The organism is uncultured Arcobacter sp. (genome assembly GCF_937982575.1).
Classification (GTDB): Bacteria; Campylobacterota; Campylobacteria; order Campylobacterales; family Arcobacteraceae; genus Arcobacter.
The window spans coordinates 139,131-160,264 of sequence record NZ_CALJLR010000005.1; the positions used below are offsets into that span (position 1 = coordinate 139,131).

Annotated in this window: 20 protein-coding genes; all 20 read right to left on the reverse strand. The window is 29.8% G+C overall.

Annotated features, from left to right (window positions below; genetic code table 11):
- Positions 1–14: 14 nt before the first annotated feature.
- On the reverse strand, positions 15–392 hold the full coding sequence (locus tag Q0617_RS04245) for a hypothetical protein (RefSeq protein ID WP_298750817.1): 378 nt from the start codon (positions 390–392) through the stop codon (positions 15–17).
- 3 nt (positions 393–395) lie between these two features.
- Complete coding sequence (locus Q0617_RS04250; RefSeq protein WP_298750820.1) at positions 396–635, reverse strand: hypothetical protein; 240 nt, start codon at positions 633–635, stop codon at positions 396–398.
- Positions 632–814 (reverse strand): hypothetical protein, encoded by a 183-nt coding sequence (locus Q0617_RS04255; RefSeq protein WP_298750822.1) that lies wholly within the window; start codon positions 812–814, stop codon positions 632–634. The genes Q0617_RS04250 and Q0617_RS04255 overlap by 4 nt, the downstream gene beginning before the upstream one ends.
- Positions 804–1,418, reverse strand: coding sequence for a hypothetical protein (locus Q0617_RS04260; protein ID WP_298750824.1), 615 nt, complete (start codon positions 1,416–1,418; stop codon positions 804–806). The genes Q0617_RS04255 and Q0617_RS04260 overlap by 11 nt, the downstream gene beginning before the upstream one ends.
- Positions 1,419–1,617: 199 nt before the next feature.
- A complete protein-coding gene (gene cheB, locus Q0617_RS04265; protein ID WP_298750826.1) occupies positions 1,618–2,694 on the reverse strand; it encodes a chemotaxis-specific protein-glutamate methyltransferase CheB in 1,077 nt (358 codons plus the stop codon).
- Between the two features lie 13 nt (positions 2,695–2,707).
- Positions 2,708–3,385: a chemotaxis protein CheD gene (locus Q0617_RS04270; RefSeq protein WP_298750828.1), complete on the reverse strand. Its 678-nt coding sequence runs from the start codon at positions 3,383–3,385 to the stop codon at positions 2,708–2,710.
- Complete coding sequence (locus Q0617_RS04275) at positions 3,379–4,224, reverse strand: protein-glutamate O-methyltransferase CheR (protein ID WP_298750830.1); 846 nt, start codon at positions 4,222–4,224, stop codon at positions 3,379–3,381. Before Q0617_RS04275 ends, Q0617_RS04270 begins: the two co-directional genes overlap by 7 nt.
- Positions 4,225–4,226: 2 nt before the next feature.
- Positions 4,227–6,290 carry a chemotaxis protein CheA gene (locus Q0617_RS04280; protein ID WP_298750832.1) on the reverse strand — a complete coding sequence of 688 codons (2,064 nt, stop codon included), beginning with the start codon at positions 6,288–6,290 and terminating at the stop codon, positions 4,227–4,229.
- Between the two features lie 14 nt (positions 6,291–6,304).
- Positions 6,305–6,673, reverse strand: coding sequence for a response regulator (locus tag Q0617_RS04285; RefSeq protein WP_298750834.1), 369 nt, complete (start codon positions 6,671–6,673; stop codon positions 6,305–6,307).
- Positions 6,674–6,744: 71 nt separating this feature from the next.
- Positions 6,745–8,922 carry a polyribonucleotide nucleotidyltransferase gene (locus Q0617_RS04290; RefSeq protein ID WP_298750836.1) on the reverse strand — a complete coding sequence of 726 codons (2,178 nt, stop codon included), beginning with the start codon at positions 8,920–8,922 and terminating at the stop codon, positions 6,745–6,747.
- 2 nt (positions 8,923–8,924) lie between these two features.
- Positions 8,925–9,593, reverse strand: a complete 669-nt coding sequence (locus tag Q0617_RS04295) for a phosphoribosyltransferase family protein (RefSeq protein WP_298750838.1) — start codon at positions 9,591–9,593, stop codon at positions 8,925–8,927.
- Entirely contained in the window at positions 9,594–11,690 is a 2,097-nt protein-coding gene (gene lptD, locus Q0617_RS04300) for an LPS assembly protein LptD (RefSeq protein WP_298750840.1), read from the reverse strand. It abuts the gene before it with no gap.
- Complete coding sequence (locus Q0617_RS04305; RefSeq protein ID WP_298750842.1) at positions 11,683–12,123, reverse strand: RDD family protein; 441 nt, start codon at positions 12,121–12,123, stop codon at positions 11,683–11,685. The genes lptD and Q0617_RS04305 overlap by 8 nt, the downstream gene beginning before the upstream one ends.
- Before the next feature lie 4 nt (positions 12,124–12,127).
- Positions 12,128–13,396 (reverse strand): phosphoribosylamine--glycine ligase, encoded by a 1,269-nt coding sequence (gene purD / locus Q0617_RS04310; protein ID WP_298750844.1) that lies wholly within the window; start codon positions 13,394–13,396, stop codon positions 12,128–12,130.
- A 237-nt stretch (positions 13,397–13,633) separates the two neighbouring features.
- On the reverse strand, positions 13,634–14,266 hold the full coding sequence (locus Q0617_RS04315; RefSeq protein ID WP_298750846.1) for a uroporphyrinogen-III synthase: 633 nt from the start codon (positions 14,264–14,266) through the stop codon (positions 13,634–13,636).
- Positions 14,259–15,842: a SulP family inorganic anion transporter gene (locus Q0617_RS04320; RefSeq protein WP_298750848.1), complete on the reverse strand. Its 1,584-nt coding sequence runs from the start codon at positions 15,840–15,842 to the stop codon at positions 14,259–14,261. The genes Q0617_RS04315 and Q0617_RS04320 overlap by 8 nt, the downstream gene beginning before the upstream one ends.
- A gap of 15 nt (positions 15,843–15,857) precedes the next feature.
- Positions 15,858–17,300 (reverse strand): ribosome biogenesis GTPase Der, encoded by a 1,443-nt coding sequence (gene der, locus Q0617_RS04325; RefSeq protein ID WP_298750850.1) that lies wholly within the window; start codon positions 17,298–17,300, stop codon positions 15,858–15,860.
- Between the two features lie 93 nt (positions 17,301–17,393).
- Positions 17,394–17,936 carry a ribosome-associated translation inhibitor RaiA gene (gene raiA, locus Q0617_RS04330; RefSeq protein ID WP_298750852.1) on the reverse strand — a complete coding sequence of 181 codons (543 nt, stop codon included), beginning with the start codon at positions 17,934–17,936 and terminating at the stop codon, positions 17,394–17,396.
- A 95-nt stretch (positions 17,937–18,031) separates the two neighbouring features.
- A complete protein-coding gene (locus tag Q0617_RS04335) occupies positions 18,032–20,071 on the reverse strand; it encodes a DNA translocase FtsK (protein ID WP_298751187.1) in 2,040 nt (679 codons plus the stop codon).
- A gap of 103 nt (positions 20,072–20,174) precedes the next feature.
- Entirely contained in the window at positions 20,175–21,119 is a 945-nt protein-coding gene (lpxD, locus tag Q0617_RS04340) for a UDP-3-O-(3-hydroxymyristoyl)glucosamine N-acyltransferase (RefSeq protein WP_298750854.1), read from the reverse strand.
- Positions 21,120–21,134: the final 15 nt, after the last annotated feature.

Here is a 21,134-nt window from a genome sequence, read left to right on the forward strand (position 1 = left end):
CTCATTACCTCATATTACGAAATTTGGGGGTTTTGCTCTTGTTTTGGCTCTTTTCTAGTGTGATAGATACCTAGACAAGCTAAACAAATACAACCAATACCAATTGTAAAACCAAATTTTTTAAAAATAGAACTTTCTTTTTTTTCTTCCTCTTCAAGAGGTGGGGGTGTTAATTCTTGCTTTGCAGTTTCAGCCAACTTATTACGCTCTTTAACTTGTGTTTGAAGGTCAGGAGTAGAACTATTATCCACACTCTTATCATCATTAGAATTATTAGTGTTAGTATTCTCAACATTTTGGATTACTTCCTCTATCTCTTCTTCACAATCAGGGCAAACATTGTTTGCGTTTAACTCTTCTTTTTCTTCATTGCATGATATACATTTAGGCATATTCTACTCCTCTAAAATTGCTTTTATTCTCTCTACCTTTTCAGGGTCTAAAGAGTTCCATGTGCTTTTACTCATAGTTGTAAGCATATCCACAACACTATCGTTTGAGATACCGTCATTCGCTTTTTCCACTACTGCATCAACTACGCTTAAAACTGCACCAATAGGCGTTGCACCAGCAACAACCTTTGCAACATCTAAACCACTATCTAACCAATCTAGCCAACTATTATTTTTACTCATTTTTTCTCCTTGTTTTGATTTTCAACTTTTATACCTATCTTGTCTAAGTAGTGGACTAATTCTTCAAGTTCAATTCTTAAATTGATTAGGTTCTTTTCATCTTCCCAACATACACCAGTAGTTAATCTTCTTTTTATATTCGGGATAACTTTTTCCTCAATAAATTCATCATCTAACATCTTTTTTCTCCTCTTGTTTTGATTTAACATAGTTTGTTACTGTTTCGTGATTTTTATATAATTTTTCCCATATATAATAAATAGTTTCTTTTTCTTTAGTAGGGTTATATTCTCTGTTAAGAGTAGTATTTACGATATGCCCTTTATCATTTATGAGAATAGGGGTTTTTGCTCCATCTGCTTTGGTAACTGTACACTCAAAACCTACGGCAAACTGTTTACACCAATTTCTAAAATGATGTATTGAATTAAACTTAGGTATTCGTAAAATAGGGGGCTTTTGTTTGTTTCTGTCTAGGTAATATTTATAGTTAGTATAGATGTGTCTTACTGCTTCATTCTTATCGTTTGCTGCTCTTTTTCTATCAACATCTATCCAAATAAGCTCTTCTTGGCTTAATTTGTTTATAGCTCGTACAACTGTTTTATAAGATGTATGACTAGCACTTGCAATATCTTCGTTTGTTAAGATACATTTCTTTTCTTTTGAGCCTATGATATTATGAATAACAATAAATATCATCTTTTCATTGTTGTTAAGTTTTGCATGATTGAAAATATCAATAGGACAGTTTGGGGAATAGTGAAGTTTAAATTTAGACATGATTAACCCCGTTTAAAGTTAAACATTTATATAATCTAAACCTTTCATAAAAGAAATAATAATTTTTCTTAATACTAGCTAAGAAAGCATTGTAAATGGAACTTGACAGTAACAAAAATATCGATAATATCGAACACCACAATAGCTTAGTTTGAAAATTATAGTTTTCAATACTAAATATTATATCAAAATAAACTTATCATCTTTTTTTATTAGTTGAAAAGTCTACCATATATTGCGCTATATCTTCTAAATGTACAATATCTTTTACTGCTCCAGCTTCAATTGCTTTTTTAGGCATACCAAAAACAACACAACTCTCTTCGCTTTGAGCAATTGTATATGCACCATTATCAAATAGTTCTTTAATAGCAATCATTCCATCATCACCCATTCCTGTCATCATAATAGCCATTGCTGATGAGCCAATAACATTATTTACTGATCTAAACATTATATTGACACTTGGTTTATGATGTGAAACTCTTGTACCATCTATTAGTTTTGTATAATAATCACTACCTCTTTTTTCAATACTTAAGTGCATATTACCTGGTGCTAAAAAGGCTTTACCTTTTTCAAGTTTCATTCCATCTTCAGCCTCGTAAACATCAAGTGTCGATTCATTATTTAATCTTTGAGCAAAAGATCTTGAAAATCCATATGGTATATGCTGAGTAATTACTATTGGAGGTAAATTATTTGGTAAAGACTTAAAAACTCTTAGAAGAGATTCTACTCCACCTGTAGAAGAGCCTATAGCAATAACTCTAGAACCTGATAGTCTTGCAGGATTAGAAGGAAGTAAAGCATCTGGATGAATTTTCTCACTTGTTTCAAAACTACTTTTCTTTTTTGTTTCAACTTCTGCTTTTGGTTTTTTTAATGTATATCTTTTTAATAAAAAGGTAAGATTTAGTAAGTTATCTTTTACTCTTTCTTGAAAAGCTACCATAGATTCACCATTTGCTGGCTTTTCAATATAACCCACTGCCCCATCATCAAAGATATCATTTCCCCTTGCACCCTCACCTGAAATAACAACAGCAGGCATTGGGTGTAACCTCATAAGGTTCCTTAAGAATGTTACACCATCCATTTTTGGCATATTAATATCAATAGTTACTAAATCTGGCTCATATTTTTTTATTTTCTCTCTGGCATCAAAAGCATCTACAGCTTCATCAATAACTTCAAATTCATCGATAGAATTAATTATATCTCTTAAAATTTTTCTCATCGATAATGAATCATCAATTACAATTACTGTATACATAATAAAATACCTTTTAAAATAATTCTATATCCATCTCAGGAGCCGGTTCTGGATCATTTCCAAATAAGTCCACACCACCAACATACTCTTTGAGAACTGGTGCTTTTGTAATTTCCACTTGTAAAGATTTTTCCTCTTGAATAACCTTAGAGTCTGTTTCATTTTTACTAGTAACTTTTATAAATGTTTCAAATTCATTAGTCATCAAAATTAATCTTGCGTGATCCCCTCTTGTATGCTCTGAAAGTATTTCAAATCCTTCAGATCTGCAAAAATCTTTTGCAAACTCTACGTTTCTATGCCCTATTGAGTTATTATTCGTAGCCATTAGCTGCATAATATCAGCACCACCAGAAATTTTTGCTTTTAAATCTTTTTTCGAGCAACCCAATTTGTACATTTCATTTAACATCGCTTCAACTGAATAAAGTCCATATTTCATATCTTCATTTGAATTATTCGTTGTTGGCAACAAAAAATGGTTCATAGCTTTTATTTTTTTAACTGTATCATAAAACATAATAGCAACACAAGAACCAAGCAGAGTTTTAAAAGCAATATCATAATTATCAGAACTAACGGCAAACTCTCCACCTATTACAGTGTGTGCTTTATACCCTTTTATTGTCTGAGTTGATAGATTATTGGCAATTTTTTCTATACTTCCATCTTTATGACCTAATATTACCAAGATATTTCCTTCTCTTTAATAAAAATGTTTTGCCCTATTCTTTTTACATATGCTTCAAGTTTTCCAGGACTTTCAGAATGTCCAATATAAAGTGTTCCACCCATTTTTAGATGCCTAAATAGTTTAAAAAGAATTTTTTCTTGATCTTCTGAAGAAAAATATATTAAAACATTTCTACAAAACACTACATCAAACTGATTTTTAGCAAAAGGGTAGTTTTCATCATTTAAGTTCATAACTTGAAACTTAATCATTCTTTGAAGTTCTTCTTTTACTTTTATTAAAATTTCTTCAGAAACTAAGTTCTTTTCAACTCGTTTTCTAAAATATTTTTGAGGTTTTAACCAAGAAGGGAACTCTTTTGAACTTTTTGAATATCGATATATACCATTTGCAGCATATTGAAGAACATTTGTATCAATATCTGTTGCAATAATTGATGTATTTATTTTTTTACCTAGTTCTTCTTGTGCTTCTAAAATAGTCATTGCCATTGAATAAGGTTCTTCTCCCGTTGAAGAAGCAGAACAATACAATTTTATTTCTTGATTATTTTTACATAACTCTGGCAAAACTCTATTTTTTAAATCTGCAAAATGAAACTCTTCTCTAAAAAAATGAGTCTTATTTGTTGTAAAAGCATTTATAAACTCTGTTTTATAATTACCCTCTCTAATTGCATCCAAGAGTTCATCCAAGGTTCCATTAAACAAGGCATTTCTCTTTAGTTTATGAAGTCTATTTGAAATCATAATATCTTTATTTTCAGTAAGCGTTATTCCTGTAAAAGAGTATAACAACTCTTTTACTATTTCATGTAAATGAAGAGTATTGTCCATATTTAAGAGGCTTTTACAATCCCTATTTCTTTTTCTTTTTTAATTTGTGCATTAATAATACCTAATACATCTAAAATTAATCCTATACTACCATCACCTCTTACAGTCGCGGCACCTATTCCTTGAACAGGTCTAAAGTTTTTATCTAAAGGTTTAACCACAACTTGATATTGATTTAAGAACTCATCAATTGCTATTGCAATTTTTGTATTACCTTGTTTTACAACAATTAACATTCCATCTTCAAGTTTATGATAAGCAGGCTCTACTCCAAAAAGACTATGAAGTTTTACGATAGGGATAAACTCTTCTCTTAGCATCAATAAGTCTTGTGCACCATCACCTATTTTTTTAATCATTTCATGTGTTGGTTGTAGAGATTCTACAATAGAATTAAGAGGTAATATATATCTTTGTTCACCAACAGCAATATCTAGTCCATCAAGAATTGCAAGTGTTAATGGAAGCATAATAGTAATAGTAGTACCAGCACCCATTGTTGTATCTAAATTAATTGCACCACCAAGCTTATGAATATTTGTTTTTACAACGTCCATTCCAACACCACGACCAGAAATATCTGTAACTTGATCAGCAGTTGAAACTCCAGCTCCAAATACTAACATTGCTTTTTCATTGTCAGTCATTTTTGAGAATTGATTTTCGTCAATTAGTCCATTGTCTAGAGCTTTTTGAGCAACTCTATCTCCATCAATACCTTTACCATCATCTTCAATTGTAATAATCATTTGTCCATTTGCTTGTTCAGCAGAGATGATAATCTCTCCCATTTCATTTTTACCTGAGGCAGATCTAGCTTCAGGAGTCTCTATTCCATGGTCTAAAGAGTTTCTAATAATATGCATTAAAGGATCTGTTAATCCTTCAATCATTGCTTTATCAATTTCAACATTATCACCAAAATGTTTGAAATCAACTTTTTTATTTAATTTTTTAGAGATATCTCTAACAACTTTAGGGAATTTAGAATAAATAGATTCCATAGGTACCATTCTAATACTCATTATAGAATCTTGCATATCTCTAATATGTCTTTCTAGTTGTTCTAATCTTTCATATACTGAGTTTTGTACTTTATTATCTTCAATTGTTGAAGTAAACTGTTTAAGCATAGCATTAGTAATTACTAAATCACCAACATTATTCATTAATAAATCAATTTTATCAAGATTAACTCTAATATTATTTGTTACAGCAGGTTTTTTCTCTTCTCTATTTCTTGAAGCAGGTCTACTAGCTGCTGGCGTTGCTGCTTTTGCTGGTGCTACTGCTTTTGTAGCAGGTGCACTTGCTGCAGGTTGTTGAGCTTTTTGAGTAGGTTTTTCTTCAACTTCTTCTACTTTTACTTTTATTGTTGAAGCAGGTGTTATATCTTCTGCATCATCAAAGAAACCAAAGTTTTCATTATCATAGTCATACTCTTTAGAATTAGAAATTTTCATATCTTCACTAAAGAAACCAAAAGAGTCATTTTCTAAACTCTCTTCTTCATTGAAGTCATCTTCAAAAATCCCATATGAATTTGATGATGAGCTAGAAACACCCTCATTTCCAAAATCACTTGAAGTTTCTTCTGCTGATGACTCTTCTTGAATAGGTTCAGATTCTACTGCTACAACTTCTTCTTGTGCTGAAACATTCTCGCCATTAATATATGCTCTAATTTGTACTAGCATTTCAGATGTCATTTCTTCAAAAGTTTCTCTAGTTATATCTTCTGCAACTTCTAGCTCTAAAATCTCTTTCATTATATCCATTGCATCAATTAACGTACCCGCCATTTCAGGGATAAAAACTATTTGATGATTTCTTAATTTATCCATCATGTTTTCTACATCATGAGTAAACTCTGCAAATAATGGAAGTTCTACAGAAGCACCACTACCCTTAAGGGTATGTACATCCCTAAAAAGTTGTCCCATCTCGTCATCTGTAAGTGAGCCATTATTTTCAGCTTCCAATAAAACATTATCTGCAGACTCGAAAAGTTCCACAGCTTCTTCTAAAAACATCTCTCGATATTTTGATATATCAAAACCAGCCATATTATAATACCTTTCTATCTATTTAAAACTATGTTAACAGCTTTTAGTAATTGATCTGGAACAAATGGTTTTACAATCCAACCAGTTGCACCTGCTGCTTTTCCTTTTGCTTTCATATCATCACTTCTTTCAGTTGTCAATACTAAAATAGGTTTTGTTTTATATTTATCTACTTTTCTTAATTCACCAATTAATGTTAATCCATCCATATTTGGCATATTTACATCAGTAATAACCAAATCAAATTCGTGACCTTTTGCTTTCTCTAAACCGTCTACACCATCTACTGCTGCAATAACGTCACTATATCCACCCTCCTTGAGAGCGTATGTTAACATATCTCTTAACATAGTCGAATCATCCACTATTAAAAGTTTTGCCATAGTATTTCCTTAATACGAAAAAATAATATTTTATAAATAATAACTAAAGAACTATTAATTTAGTATAAAAATTAAATATTAGCCGATGCTAATTCAATTCTATCTCTATTTACTTTTAACACTTTTAGTTCAACTTTATCACCAACACTTAAAACATCTGTTACATTTTTAACTCGCTCTTTTGATATTTTAGAGATATGTAATAGACCTTCACCACCTTTTGGAAGCTTCATAAATGCTCCAAAATCAACAATTCTTTCCACTATACCTTCTAAAACTTCTTCTTCTTTGTATATAGTATCAAAAATAATTTTTTCGCTTTGTCTTCTTGCTGGTGCATTATTTGATATAGTTTTAATATGTTCACAAGCATCTAAAACATTCTGTTTACATTCACCTGCTACTTTAACATTACCACTATCTCTATCTAAATCAATTGACACAGAGAATTTTTCAATAATCTCTTTTATAGTAGAACCTGCTTTTCCAATAACTACCATGATTTTACTTGGGTCTATTGCAAATTGTTCCATTAATGGCAGTGCTAAGCTTGGTACGATATCAACAGCCGCTGCTTCCATAAGTTCTAAAATATGTTCTCTACCCTCTTTTGCTTGTAAAAGAGCCTCTTTTAAAACATCTAACTCTATTCCACCAAGTTTAATATCCATCTGTAAAGCTGTAATACCTGACTTTGGACCAGCAACTTTAAAGTCCATATCACCATCATGATCTTCTAATCCCATAATATCAGTTAATACACAATGTTTATTGCCTTCCACAACCATACCCATAGCAACTCCAGCAACTAAACCTGAGATTGGAACACCTGCTGCTTTTAAAGCCAATGAACCACCACATACAGTTGCCATAGATGACGAACCATTAGATTCTAGTATTTCTGATACCAATCTTATTGTTTCTCCAAAATCTCTGTCAATAGTTGCTTCTAGTGCTCTTTTACCTAAGTTTCCATGTCCTAACTCTCTTCGACCAACTCCAAACATAGGTTTTGCTTCACCAACTGAAAAGCCTGGAAAATTATAATGAACCATGAAATTTTCCATAGAAGTTGATTTTTCATTTAAAACTTCATACATCTGTCCATCTTTAGCACCTGCTAAAGTTCCCACAACTAATGCTTGAGTTTCACCTCTAGTAAAAAGACAAGAAGAGTGAGCTGAAGGTAAAATATTTGTCTCAATTGATATAGGTCTAACAGTTCGTAAACCTCTTCCATCTGCTCTTACATTTTCATTTACAATCATTGATCTAACAACATCTTTTTTTACAATAGATACAGCTTCATAAATATCTGAATAAGGAAGCTCGTTTGATATACAATACTCATCTTCTGCAATCTTTTTTGCTAAATCTTTTAATTCTGTTGCTCTTTCACTTTTAGCTAATTTTTTTACAGCATCTTTTACATCATTTAAATATTTTTCTTGAACATGTGAAATTAAATCTTTTGAGATAGAAAATTCAACTAATTCAATCTCTTTCATCTCTTTACATACATTTTCAAATCCACTTTCATATGTACTATTAACTTCATAAAGTGCTTTTTGAGCAACACCTATTGCTTCAACTAACTCATCTTCACTCATTTCATTTGTTTTGTGTACTTTTGTAAATGCTTCAATGTCAACTTCAATCATTTCTTCAGATGAAATTGCTTTCATCTCTATCATTAGAAGTTCATCTTTTGAACCTGCAACATATAAGTCTAAAGTTGAGTTTTCCATATCTGAACTGTTTGGATTAATAACATATTCACCTTCAATTCTAGCAACTCTAACTCCTGCAACTGATTTTTTAACTGGTAAATCAGAAGTATAAAATGCAGCACTAGCAGCATTTAAAGCTAATGCTTGTAAATCAACATCTTTATCAGCACTTAAAACCATAACTGTAATTGTAGTAGGATAAACATAACCTTTTGGAAATAGTGGTCTTAAACTTCTATCTATAATTCTTGAAGTTAAAGTCTCTAATTCACTTGGTTTACTCTCTCTTTTGAAAAAACCACCTGGCATCTTTGCAGCAGCATATGTTTTTTCTATATATTGAACAGTCAATGGAGTAAAATCTTCAGAAACAGGATTATCAAACTCACTAACAATTGTTGCTAAAACAACTGCTTTACCACATTTTGCTAAAACAGAGCCATTTGCTTGTTTTGCAACTTTATTAAACTCAAATATTTCCTCTTTTCCATTTAATTCGAACTCACATACAGTTGACATAATTATTTATCCTTTATATTTTTAATATCTTCAAACGTTATCTCTTCTAAGTTGTTATAATAATAATCAATAGAGATAAAATGATCTAAACTTTTCACATAATACAAATCATCAGCAATAGATTCAATAGTTTGTATACTGGCATTTGGCAGTATTGGAATTGCAACTGAAACTGACTTAGCACCTAAATTTATTGCTGTTTTAATACAAGCCATCATTGTAAGACCTGTATTTAACCCCTCATCAACAAGAAGAATATTCTTATCTTTTATATCTTTTATTCTTTCTCCTGATCTAAATTTACTTAACTTATTTAAAATCATACTATCATAAACATATTTTGACTTTGAAAAAATAAAATCTAAACTTAAATCAAAAGATCTTGCTAATTCTTCATGAATTACAACCTCTTCACTCTCTGTTACAATTGCAATTTCACACTCTTCATTATGTGGCGCTACAACTTTTTCTGTAAAGAGTATTTTATATTGTGCATCTAATTTTTTTGCAATGGTTTTAGCAATTGAATAACCACCATAAGAAGAAGCAACAACTATCCAATCTTCTAGTTTCATCTTTTCAATTGGTAAAACCTCTATTAGTCTATTTGCAGCATCTTCTCTATCTTTGAAATATATTTTACTACCACTACATTTAAGTTCAAAATCCAATTATTTTTCCTCTTTAACCATATATGCTTGTTTTAAGCCACCTAAAGGTTTTAATGTTAACTCTAAGTAAACTATATCTTGCTTAATAGAGTTTGCAGTTGTTGAAGCAGTTGGTGTAATTGACTTCTCAAAAGATAAATCTAAACTCCAACACTTATCATTAATACCAAAAACAAAAGCTTGTTTATTTCTAATTTTATCTTTAATATTATAGTTTTCGTTATATGATAAACTATAATCCTTATAAAAAGTAAATCCAGTATCTACAGCATATGATTCTAATTCCTCTTTTCCTGAGTTTGCTGTATTTTTTGATAAATAATGACTTGCCCTAAAAAAATAGTTTTCATAATTTAAAGAAAAACTTGTTGATGATTCAGTTACTTTATTATCTAAATTACTGTAAATAATTCTATTTGCTATACTTCCAAGAAAATAGTTATATCTAATTTCATTTTCTAAATCACCTAATTTTGTATTATTAAAATCATCATAAATAATTGATTGACTGATTTTATGATTAATTATCTCTTTTAAATCTTCAATATCAGTCCAAGATTGATTTATTGCAAAAGTTATAGTTTTTGTTGTTTGTGATAGGGGGAAAGGAGATAATTCACTTGATGTATTAGATAAAGGATAAATATCACCTTTTGATTTTACAACATTTGGAATTACAAAATCTGTATTAAAATTAATAGTATGTATTCCTGTTTCATATTTTTTAATTAGATTACTATTTACAGAAATTTTATGTCTATTTTCAATAAATGTTGCATTCTCATAATTTGTTGTTCCATTATCATACTCTATTTTTGATACAGAAATTTCTTCTTGTAAAATTAACTTTATATAATCATCAAAAAAAGAAAAACTATAAGATAGTGGTGCAGTGAGATCTGTCTTAACAGCTTCTAAGCCATTTTGCCTTGTATAATTAGTCACTTGTAAATCTGCTGAATACAAAAGTTTATCTAAATAGAAGTTATCAGCAAAAGAATGCAATTGAACTTGTGGTAGTTGCTGTAAAGTTGTATCATTTGATGAAAGGTCTGTATCTAAATAATGACGTAAATAGGTTCCAAGGTAATAATCATTGTTTTTATAATAATAATTAATCTTTGATTCTATTTTTTTCTCTATTGTTGAACTTTTATGAGTAGAGTCTTCAACATTATAATATTCAATATCATTAATCCACTTTATTTTTGCAAATAATCCATCTTCACTCTCTTTACCACTTAGAAGTTTACTTCTTGTATAGTCTAAACTCCATCCATAATGTTTTTCATTCTCTAAAGAATTTTTTGATACATATTCACTATTCTCTTTAAAAAACCCTGCTCCAATTTCAAGACTAGAATACTCTGAATCAACATATCTATAATATGCTGATAATCCATATCCTCTATTTAGTCTAACTTGAGGAACAAGCTCTATATCATAATCATCAGCAGGAGCTATAAAGATTGGTTGAGAGTATAAAAACCCTTCAGAAGATGAGTATCCTACGGTAGGTCGTAAAAGACCTGTTCTTCTTGTAGTATCTGTTGAAAAACCAAAGTAAGGGGTATAAAAAACTGGTACATCTTTTATATAAAGCCTAGCATTATAAACATCCAGCCATTGATCTTGGGTATCATAATCTGCACTTGTAACTCTTATATTCCAAGCAGGATCAATACAATCACAACTTGACATAATAGAATTCTTAAAATGATAAAAGTTTTCTTGCTTATTTGCATTATTTGAAGTAATCCATACTTCAGATTTTTTATCCAACAAAAGAATCGGATTTTGAGTTAAGCTTTCTTCATTTAAATCCATAAATGCATAGTCACTTTGTGTTTGAACAAGATTGTCTTTTAAAATTACAACATCATCAAAAAGTTCTAATGTCCCCTTTTCTTTGTCATAAATTACTTTTTGAGCAGATATATAATACTTAGGAGAAAATATAACAACATCACCTTTTGCAATAACTATATTCTCTTTACTATTTAAATCATTTGATAATATTTGAAGTCTTTCGTTTTTTAACTCTTTTGAAAAGAGTGTACCAATAAGTATTGGCAAAATTAAAAATAATTTACGCATCTATAACCAATGTTTTTGAAATTTTGTCATGAAATGTTTGTCTACCATCATTAAAAAATGAGAATATAAACCCTATATAAAAAAACATTTCACTTAAGATTCTACCAAAAGATCTTAAAGCTGATTGGATTAAATTAACTCTAGAAAGGTCATCAAAGTCAACAACCCTTACTTTTGCTATTATTTTACCAACAGTTGCACCATAATACCATACAAAAAATGTTTGATAGATAAACTTCAACACTAATACCTGTAAAACAAACTCATTCATTAAAACTAAAACCGTAGTTAAATCACTATCATTTTTAGAAATTGTATCCCAAAAAATAATCAATACAATCAACGTGATTAACACATCATCAATTATAAATGCTTTAATTCTTGAATTAATTGTAGCTAGTTGCAAGTTATTCATATCATTCTTTTGAGTCATAAAACTACTTTAGTGCTTGATATGCGATATCTGTTCTACATTTTTTGCCAGCAAAATGAACCTGCCCACATAACGCATATGCTCTATCTCTTGCTTGTTTTATGCTTTTACCAAAGCCAACACATACTAAAACTCTTCCACCTGTTGCAAAAAGCTTGTCATCTTCTTTTTCAACACCGGCATATGAGATATGTGTATTATTTAAAATATCTCCATCAACTATATCATCAACAATAATTTCTGCTGCTTCACTTGAACTATATGGATAGTTTTTACTAGCCATAACAACACCAACACCAAATTCATTTTTAATCTTGATATCTAAAGATTTTAAATCTTTTGTTGCACCCTTATAAAAAAGTTCAGAAACAGGAGTTTCAAGTAACGGCATTATTATTTCACACTCTGGATCACCAAATCTTACATTATATTCTAAAATAATTGGTTCACCATCTACAACCATTACACCAATAAAAAGAACACCCTCAAAAGGAGCACCCTCATTTTTCATACCTTCTAGAGTTGGTTTAATAACTCTCTCTTCAACTTTTTTATAAATATCATCATTTACTAAAGGGGTTGGTGCATATGCGCCCATTCCACCTGTATTTGGCCCAGTATCCCCATCCCCTATTCTCTTATGATCTTGTGCAGCTGGTAATACTTTATAATTTTCACCATCACAAATGGCAAAAATAGATAACTCATATCCATCTAAAAACTCTTCAACAACAACTGATGTTCCTGCATCTCCAAAAGATTCACCACTAAGCATATCTGAAACAGCTTGCTTAGCTTCATCTTTTGATTGAGCTATAATTACACCTTTTCCTGCACACAAACCATCTGCTTTTACTACTATTGGTGTTTTGTTCATATCATCAATGAAGCTATGAGCTTCATTTTCATTACTTGTTTCTATAAATGCTGCTGTTGGAATATTATATTTTTTTAATATATTTTTCATATAAACTTTTGAACCTTCAAGTCTAGCAGCTGCTGCACTTGGTCCAAATATAGTTAAATCATTCTCTTTAAAAATATCTACAACTCCATCTACTAAAGGAGCTTCTGGTCCTACAATTGTTAAATCAATACTGTTTTCTTTTGCCCATAAAGCTAATTCGTTATAATCTTTTATATTTATATTAGTACCTAAATTATCAGTTGCGCCATTTCCTGGCATAAAATATATATTGTGTTTATTCTCTTTATATATAGCTAATCCAATAGAGTATTCTCTACCTCCACTACCAAGTATTAAAATATTCACTATGATTTTCCTTAAAGTTGTAAGTTTCCAAGTAGCCGTTAACCATCAAACCGGCCCTAAAAGCCAACACTAGCACATAAGAATTATATTTTAGGAGCAGAAATACTAAAAGTAAACGCTTCACACCAAATAATTACATTACGCACAAAAAAACAGTATCGGACCCTCAACAATGGAAATCCCGAACTACTTAGATAATATTATTTTACCTAATTATGATTGAATTAAAGATTAATTTTATTGAAATTTTTTTGCTAGTTCAATACAAGAGTCAATTGATTGAATAGGAGATATTTTATATTCTATATTTTTTGGCATATATTTTGCCGTTGTTTTTCCTATGACTATAGCTTTATATGTCTCATTCCAAGCTATTTTATCAAAAAAACATTTTATACATGAAGGAGAAGTAAATATAATAATTGAGTGTAAAGAAGGGGCTTTAAACTCTTTTTTACTGCATATTGTTTTATATACCGTAAGTTCATCTATGTTTATTTTGTTATCTTTTAAGATATTAAATAATTTTGAAACACTCTTTTCACCCTTTACATATAAAACTTTTTTATTTTTTAATAAAGGAATCAACTCATAAGCAAACTCATCACCATGTGAATGAGTACCAGTAAAGACTACTTTTGAGTTATATTTTTTTAAAATATTTGAAGTTTTTTCTGCAATTGCATATGAATCTAATTTTTCCCAGGGCATATTTAATTTATCAAGGGCATAAATAGCATTTTTGGAAGTAAATATCAATGAATCATATTTTTCTAAGTCAATTTTTATATCTAAATACTCAATATCGAAGACAGGCAGACTAGTAACACCATCATATTTTACATTTGATAATAAAATAATATTATTCATTTATATGCAACTTCTCTTTTTGTATCTCATTTATTGCTAAATCTATATCTTTATATATTTTGATACTTTTGAATAGTTCACTATCTTCAATTTTAACAAGTCTTCTTCTATCTCTCTCTTTTACTACAAGTGAAACCTTTATACCATACTCATTTAGTAAGTTTATCGTCTCTTCTATAGTAATAATTGCTGAGATATCTAAAAAAGGTATATTTTTACAATCAATAATAATATGTTTAGCTCTTAAAACTTTTTTTATTCTTCGCTCTAGTAACATAGCACTTCCAAAGAAAAATGCTCCATCAATTTTTAATATTCTTATATCATAATTGTCAATATCTATATCAAAAGGACTATCTTTAAAAGATTTTATTGTTTGTATTCTTGTCTGTTTAGATATTTTGTAAACAGCCGATATTGCAGCAAATGTAATACCTGCACCAACAGCCATAATCAAATCTACAAATACAGTTAAAAGTAATACTGTAATCATGATTAGTAAATCATTTTTATGTAAAACTTTCATAATTCTAAAAAATCTATAATCAATAATATCAACACCAACTTTTATCAAAATCCCAGATAATACAGCTAAAGGTACTTGTGCAGCATATTTTGCAAAAAATACTACTGTTATCAAAAGCATAATTGAGTGAGTCATTCCTGAAATATTTGTTTTACCACCACTTTTTATATTTATAACAGTTCTCATGGTTGCACCTGCACCTGGTATTCCACCAACAAATGAACAAAGTGTATTTCCAATACCCTGCCCTATTAACTCTTTGTTTGGTCTATGCTTAGTTTTTGTCATGGAATCAGCAACTAATGAAGTTAAAAGGGTATCAATAGTTCCTAGAAGTGCCAAGGTAACTGCATACATCAATATATCACTTAATTTAAGAACATCAAAATTAAAAGGAAGAACAAACTCTGGTAAAGAAGTTGGTATTTCCCCTATAACTTTTACCTCAAAGCCATAATAGATTGTAAAAATTGTCATGACAATAAGTGCAATTAAAGCAGAAGGTATAATTTTTGTTATTACTTTAGGTGTTAAAAACATTATGATTAAAGTAATATATGCAATTACTAAAGAGTCATCATTGGCTAAATGTAAAGTGTTTGGAATCTCAACTAGGGTTTGAATAACTGAACCAAAACCATCAACTCCTAAAAAAGGGTTGATTTGTAAGATTATAATAATAACCCCAATTCCTGACATAAAACCAGAAATAACAGGGTAAGGAATAAATTTAATCCACTTACCAATACCTGAAAACCCAAATGATATTTGAATTAATCCAGCTAAAAATATTACTGTCATTACAGATGCTAAATCATTTTGGAAAGATACAATTGCAGCAGCAATTATTACAGTCATAGGACCAGTAGGACCTGATATTTGAGTTGCAGTTCCCCCAAATAGTGCAGCAAAAAAACCAAGTATTATTGCCCCATAAATCCCAGCTTGTGCACCTGCGCCACTTGCAACTCCAAAAGCCAAAGCTAATGGTAAAGCGACAACTGCAGCAGTTATACCACCTAAAACATCATTTTTAATATTTTTAAACAAAAAAACTCCTTTTGTTTATTGAGCTGTATCTTCTTCCTCTTCTCTTTGCCCTTTTTTACGAGTTAAAATATGAATAGGTGTTCCTTCAAAATTCAATTGTTCTCTTAAAATATTAATTAAATATCTTTTATATGAGAAATGTAATAAATTTGGCTTATTCATAATAAGTGCAATTCTTGGAGGTTTTGTCTCAAATTGCGTTGTATAGTATATTCTTAAGTATGCCCCATTTGGACTTGGTAGAGCATGCCTTACTAGTGCATGTTCAATAATTCTATTTAAATCAGAAGTAGAGACTCTTTGACTATAATTCTCATGAATCTCAATTAATTTATCTTTTAGTTTATCTATACTTCTACCAGTCTTTGCAGATACAGCAATTATTGGAGCATAATATAGAAATTTAAATTTGCTTCGAACTGTCTCTTGTATTTTTTGGAAGGTATCCATATTCTCATCCCATTTGTTTAAAACAATAATTGTACCTAATCCATATTCATCAACTAGCCCAGCAATTTTTTCATCTAAATCAACAAGTTCAGAAGAAGCATCCAATACCACTAAAGCAAGATTTGCTTTTTTAAGCATCTCTTTTGTTCTCATTAAAGCAAATTTTTCAATTCCTTCAATACTTCCTCTTCTTCTTAATCCAGCAGTATCAACAAAAGTGATATTTTTATCTTTATACTCAAAGGACTCATCAACAGGATCTATTGTTGTCCCTGCTATTGGTGAGACAACAGATCTCTCTTCTCCTATTAAAGCATTAAGAATAGATGATTTACCAACATTAACTCTACCTATAATGGCTACTTTAATATTATTATCATCAACTTCTTCAACAATCTTTTCATCTTCTAAAGGATATTCGCCTTCTGCATACTCTTCATCATCACCTAAAATTTCTCTGTTTTTTATGATTTCACTCTCTGGTAATTCTGGTAAGACATTATAAATCCAATCAAATAAATCTTTTGTACCTCTATTATGAGAAACTGATATTCCAAAAAGATTTTCATCTTTAATACCAAATTCAAAGAAATCCCAAAGTCTCTCTTTTTCTTTATCATTATCAATTTTATTTACGACTAATGCTAATTTTTTTCCTAAGGCTTGAAGCTCATAAAATAATTCTTTATCTTTATCATCTGGAAGCTTTTTACCATCTACCATAAAAAGTATTATATCAGCCTCTTTTGCAGTCTCTACAGCTTTTCTTTTTACTGTTGAAAAGATTGCATCATTTGTTTCATCTATACCACCGGTATCTAACATCAATGCTTTTTTATCAAATATGTCTACTTCATGTTTTCTTACATCTCTTGTAGTACCTGCTTGTTCTGATACTATGGCTATTCTTTGTTTTGCTATTCTATTAAAAAGTGAACTTTTACCAACATTTGGCTGTCCAACTAAAGCTATTTTCTTTAATTCATCTTTACTATTAACTGCTTGCATCTATGTCCTAATTTTTTCAATTTCGTATTATAACAAAAAAAAGGGCGTTAGCCACAAGACTAACACCCTTTTTTAATAATTCTCTAAAAAATTTTAGTATAAACCAAATTTTCCTTCTTCACTTGTTCTATATAATACTCTCATATTATCATCTTTGTCATAGAAAACTTTAAATACAGCACTAGAACCTTTAAGTTCAGTTAATGCCTCTTCAATATCTACTGGCTTATATGAAGCTAATCTTACTGGAATAATTTCACTTTCAAATTTATCTAATTCAGCTGCAATTGCATCTTCAATTTCTGTTGAAACAACCTCTGTAAGCTTTGTAGCTTTGTGAGCACTTACTTTATCATGATGTCTTCTTAAAACTTTTGAAACTCTATCAACTGCAATATCAACTGCTGTGTATAAATCTTTATCTTTTTGTTTTACAACAATTGTATCTAAATGTGCTACATTTAATGTAAATTCAAAAACGAATACAGGCTTACTGTTTCTCTCTTCTTTATCAATAATAGAATTAACTGAAATAATATCTAAGTTATACTTTTTAAAAATTTCTACTGAACTATTTACATAGTCTTTTATCGCATCTGTTAATTCTATGTGTCTTCCTACAATACTTGTATTCATAACATACTCCTTCTTACTCTTAATATAATTAATATAATAACACAATCATTATTAAAATAATAATAAAATTTACGTATTATTTATTAATTATAGCCCTAAAGTAAGATATCCCTATTACCTTTTGCATTTACCTCAGATAAAACGCCTGTCATCTCCAATTGTTCGACTATTGTAGCAGCTCTGTTATAACCAATTCTTAGTTTTCTTTGTATATATGATATAGAAGTTTTTTTGTCATTTAATACAACCTCTTTTGCATCTTCATAAAGTTCATCTAACGCTGACATATCACCACTAGAAATAGCAGTACCTGTTCCTTCTTTATCTTTTACAAAATTCATGTCATATTCAACTTCTCGTTGTGATTTTAAGAAGTCTACAACTTTTTCTATTTCATCCTCTTTTGACCATGGAGCATGAAGTCTTACAAGCCCTGAACTTCCAGGAGGTGTAAACAACATATCTCCTCGTCCAAGTAGTGATTCAGCACCCATTGCATCTAAAATAATTTTAGAATCTACTTTTTGCCCTACTTTGTATGAAATTCTACTTGGTAAGTTTGCTTTAATCAATCCTGTAACAACATCTACAGATGGTCTTTGAGTTGCGACTATTAAGTGAATACCACTTGCTCTTGCCATTTGTGCAAGTCTAGCAATAGATAGCTCTACATCTTTTCCACTTGTCATCATAAGGTCTGCTAACTCATCAATAATAACAACAATATAAGGTAAAGGATCAAATGCCTCTTTTTTAGATTTTTCGTTATAGTTTTCTATGTTTTTTGTTTTAGTTTGAGACATAAGAGTATAACGTCTTTCCATCTCTAAAACCATATTTGATAGGGCTAAAATAGCCTCTTTTGGTTTTGTAATAACTGGAGTTAAAAGATGTGGAATATCATTATAAATTGAAAACTCTAGCATCTTTGGATCTATCATAATAAGTTTTAAATTATCAGGTGAATTTCTATATAAAAGTGAAAGAATCATTGCATTTAAACCAACTGACTTTCCAGAACCAGTTGTTCCTGCAATAAGTAAATGAGGAAGTTTCTTAAGGTCTGTAATAAAAGGCTTCCCAACAATATCTTTACCTAAAATCATAGTAAGTGGAGATGCGGCTTTATTAAATATTTCACTATCAAGTAACTCTTTTATATAAATTACATGCATATTTTCATTTGGAACTTCAATACCTATTACATCTTTTCCTGGAATTGGAGCTTGAATTCTAATTGTTTCAGCTTTAAGAGCCATTGCTAAATCATCTTGTAAGTTTAATACTTTTGATACTTTTACATGGGGTGCTGGTTTAAACTCAAATGTTGTAACAACAGGTCCTGTATAAGTTCTTACAACATCACCTTCTATTTTAAACATTAATAATTTTTCTAATAAATCAGCAATCTTTTTATCAATAATATCTTCATTTATTTTTGAAGTAGAGACTTTTGCAGGAGTTTGAAAAAAGTTGCTACTAGGAAGTTTAAAGTCTTTTGGTTTTTCAGACTCTCCAACTTCAATTTCATCTTGTAGCTTTTTATTTTCCTCTAATTCATCTACGATTATAGAGTGTTTTTCTTCACTGTTTTCAGTAATTTTTTCTTCAACTGGCTTCTCTTTTTTACTCTTTTTCTCATCAGAAGAAGTTTCCATGATTAATATTTCTGCAGTGTCACCTACTTCTTTTACAGTAAGTCTCTCTTCTCTTCTTTTTTCTCTTTTAGATTCTGAAGGTTTTGGTTGAAATAAAACCACATCTTTTTTAATATTTGAAGCTATTTTTTGCACATCTAGCTTTTTTATCTCTTTTCCATCAATAAATATTAAAAATACTATTAAAAATCCTATTAGAACTAATAACCATAATCCTGCAAATCCAACAAAAGGGTATAGTGTGTCAACTATACTATTTCCAATAACTCCTGAATATATATCTTTTTTTGTAAAAATTAATGATTGTAAAATCAAAGCTGACAAAAGAAATGTAAATACACCAAAATATTTTAGATACTCTCTACTCTCTTCTTGTATAAAGTTTATTTTATATAACGGATATACTAATAAAAAAAGATAAACATATGATAAATACCCAAAATAAGTATGTGAATACACTGCAAAAATAGAGCCTATTTGCCCAACTGTTGCCTTATCTGATACAATTGTTGCATACTCAAAATATACTATTATAAATAGTGATATTAAGGATAATATTTTTTTAACTATTTGAGACCCTTTATTTTAATAATTTTGAAATTCTAATTTGTAGTTTTAACCATATCTTATGTTCCATTAAAGGAAAACCAGCCCACTGTTTCTTAGGCTCTGTAATACTTTTAGTTACTCCACCACGAGCTGCAATTGTAGTAAATGGTGCAATCTCTAAATGTCCTGCAGTTCCACTTTGTCCACCCATAATAACATATTCATTAAGTGTTGTAGAGCCTGATAGTCCAACTTGTCCTGTTAATATACATCCTGTTCCAAGTTTACAGTTATGGGCAATATGAACTAGATTATCAAGCCTTACCCCATCACCTATAATTGTAGATTTAAAAGCAGCTCTATCTATTGTACAGTTTGCTCCAATTTCTACATCATTGCCAACTTCTACATTACCATTTTGATAAATCTTTATGTATTTTCCTCTATTTTGTGCAAAACCAAAGCCATCACTTCCAATTACTGTTCCAGAGTGGATTATACAATCATTACCTATATTACAATCTCTGTAAACGGTAACATTTGCATAAATGATAGTATTATTTCCAATTTTTACATTATCACCAATATAAGCACCACTCATTATTGTACAGTTATTGCCTATTTTAGAGTTTTTACCTAAATAAGCATTTGGCATAATTGTACAGTTTTCACCTACTACACAATCTAAGCCATCTGTTTCTACAACTTTTGGTGCAAATAGTTTTGAAGCAAGTGCTAGTTTTATATAAGGCTCATCACAAACTAAAGCAATAGTATTTTCTGGCACTTTAGATATAAATTCTTCTTTTACTAAAACAGCTGCTGCAGTAGTTTTTTCTAAATCATTTACATATTTTTTATTTTCTAAAAATGTTAATTCATTTGATGTAGAATCAAGTAAAGTACTCAATCCACTTATTTCAACATCACTATCACATTTTATATCTAATTCATGTGCAATATCTTTTAATTTCAATAATTATCCTTTAAT

Excerpts from the sequence above, each read along its gene's own strand:
- Q0617_RS04285 (WP_298750834.1), bottom strand. The coding sequence starts at position 6,673 with ATGGCAAAACTTTTAATAGTGGATGATTCGACTATGTTAAGAGATATG.
- Q0617_RS04315 (WP_298750846.1), bottom strand. The coding sequence starts at position 14,266 with ATGAATAATATTATTTTATTATCAAATGTAAAATATGATGGTGTTACT.
- Q0617_RS04255 (WP_298750822.1), bottom strand. The coding sequence starts at position 814 with ATGTTAGATGATGAATTTATTGAGGAAAAAGTTATCCCGAATATAAAA.
- raiA (WP_298750852.1), bottom strand. The coding sequence starts at position 17,936 with ATGAATACAAGTATTGTAGGAAGACACATAGAATTAACAGATGCGATA.
- Q0617_RS04250 (WP_298750820.1), bottom strand. The coding sequence starts at position 635 with ATGAGTAAAAATAATAGTTGGCTAGATTGGTTAGATAGTGGTTTAGAT.
- der (WP_298750850.1), bottom strand. The coding sequence starts at position 17,300 with ATGCAAGCAGTTAATAGTAAAGATGAATTAAAGAAAATAGCTTTAGTT.
- Q0617_RS04280 (WP_298750832.1), bottom strand. The coding sequence starts at position 6,290 with ATGGCTGGTTTTGATATATCAAAATATCGAGAGATGTTTTTAGAAGAA.
- cheB (WP_298750826.1), bottom strand. The coding sequence starts at position 2,694 with ATGTATACAGTAATTGTAATTGATGATTCATTATCGATGAGAAAAATT.
- Q0617_RS04290 (WP_298750836.1), bottom strand. The coding sequence starts at position 8,922 with ATGTCAACTGTATGTGAGTTCGAATTAAATGGAAAAGAGGAAATATTT.
- Q0617_RS04245 (WP_298750817.1), bottom strand. The coding sequence starts at position 392 with ATGCCTAAATGTATATCATGCAATGAAGAAAAAGAAGAGTTAAACGCA.
- lptD (WP_298750840.1), bottom strand. The coding sequence starts at position 11,690 with ATGCGTAAATTATTTTTAATTTTGCCAATACTTATTGGTACACTCTTT.
- Q0617_RS04260 (WP_298750824.1), bottom strand. The coding sequence starts at position 1,418 with ATGTCTAAATTTAAACTTCACTATTCCCCAAACTGTCCTATTGATATT.
- Q0617_RS04305 (WP_298750842.1), bottom strand. The coding sequence starts at position 12,123 with ATGACTCAAAAGAATGATATGAATAACTTGCAACTAGCTACAATTAAT.
- Q0617_RS04275 (WP_298750830.1), bottom strand. The coding sequence starts at position 4,224 with ATGGACAATACTCTTCATTTACATGAAATAGTAAAAGAGTTGTTATAC.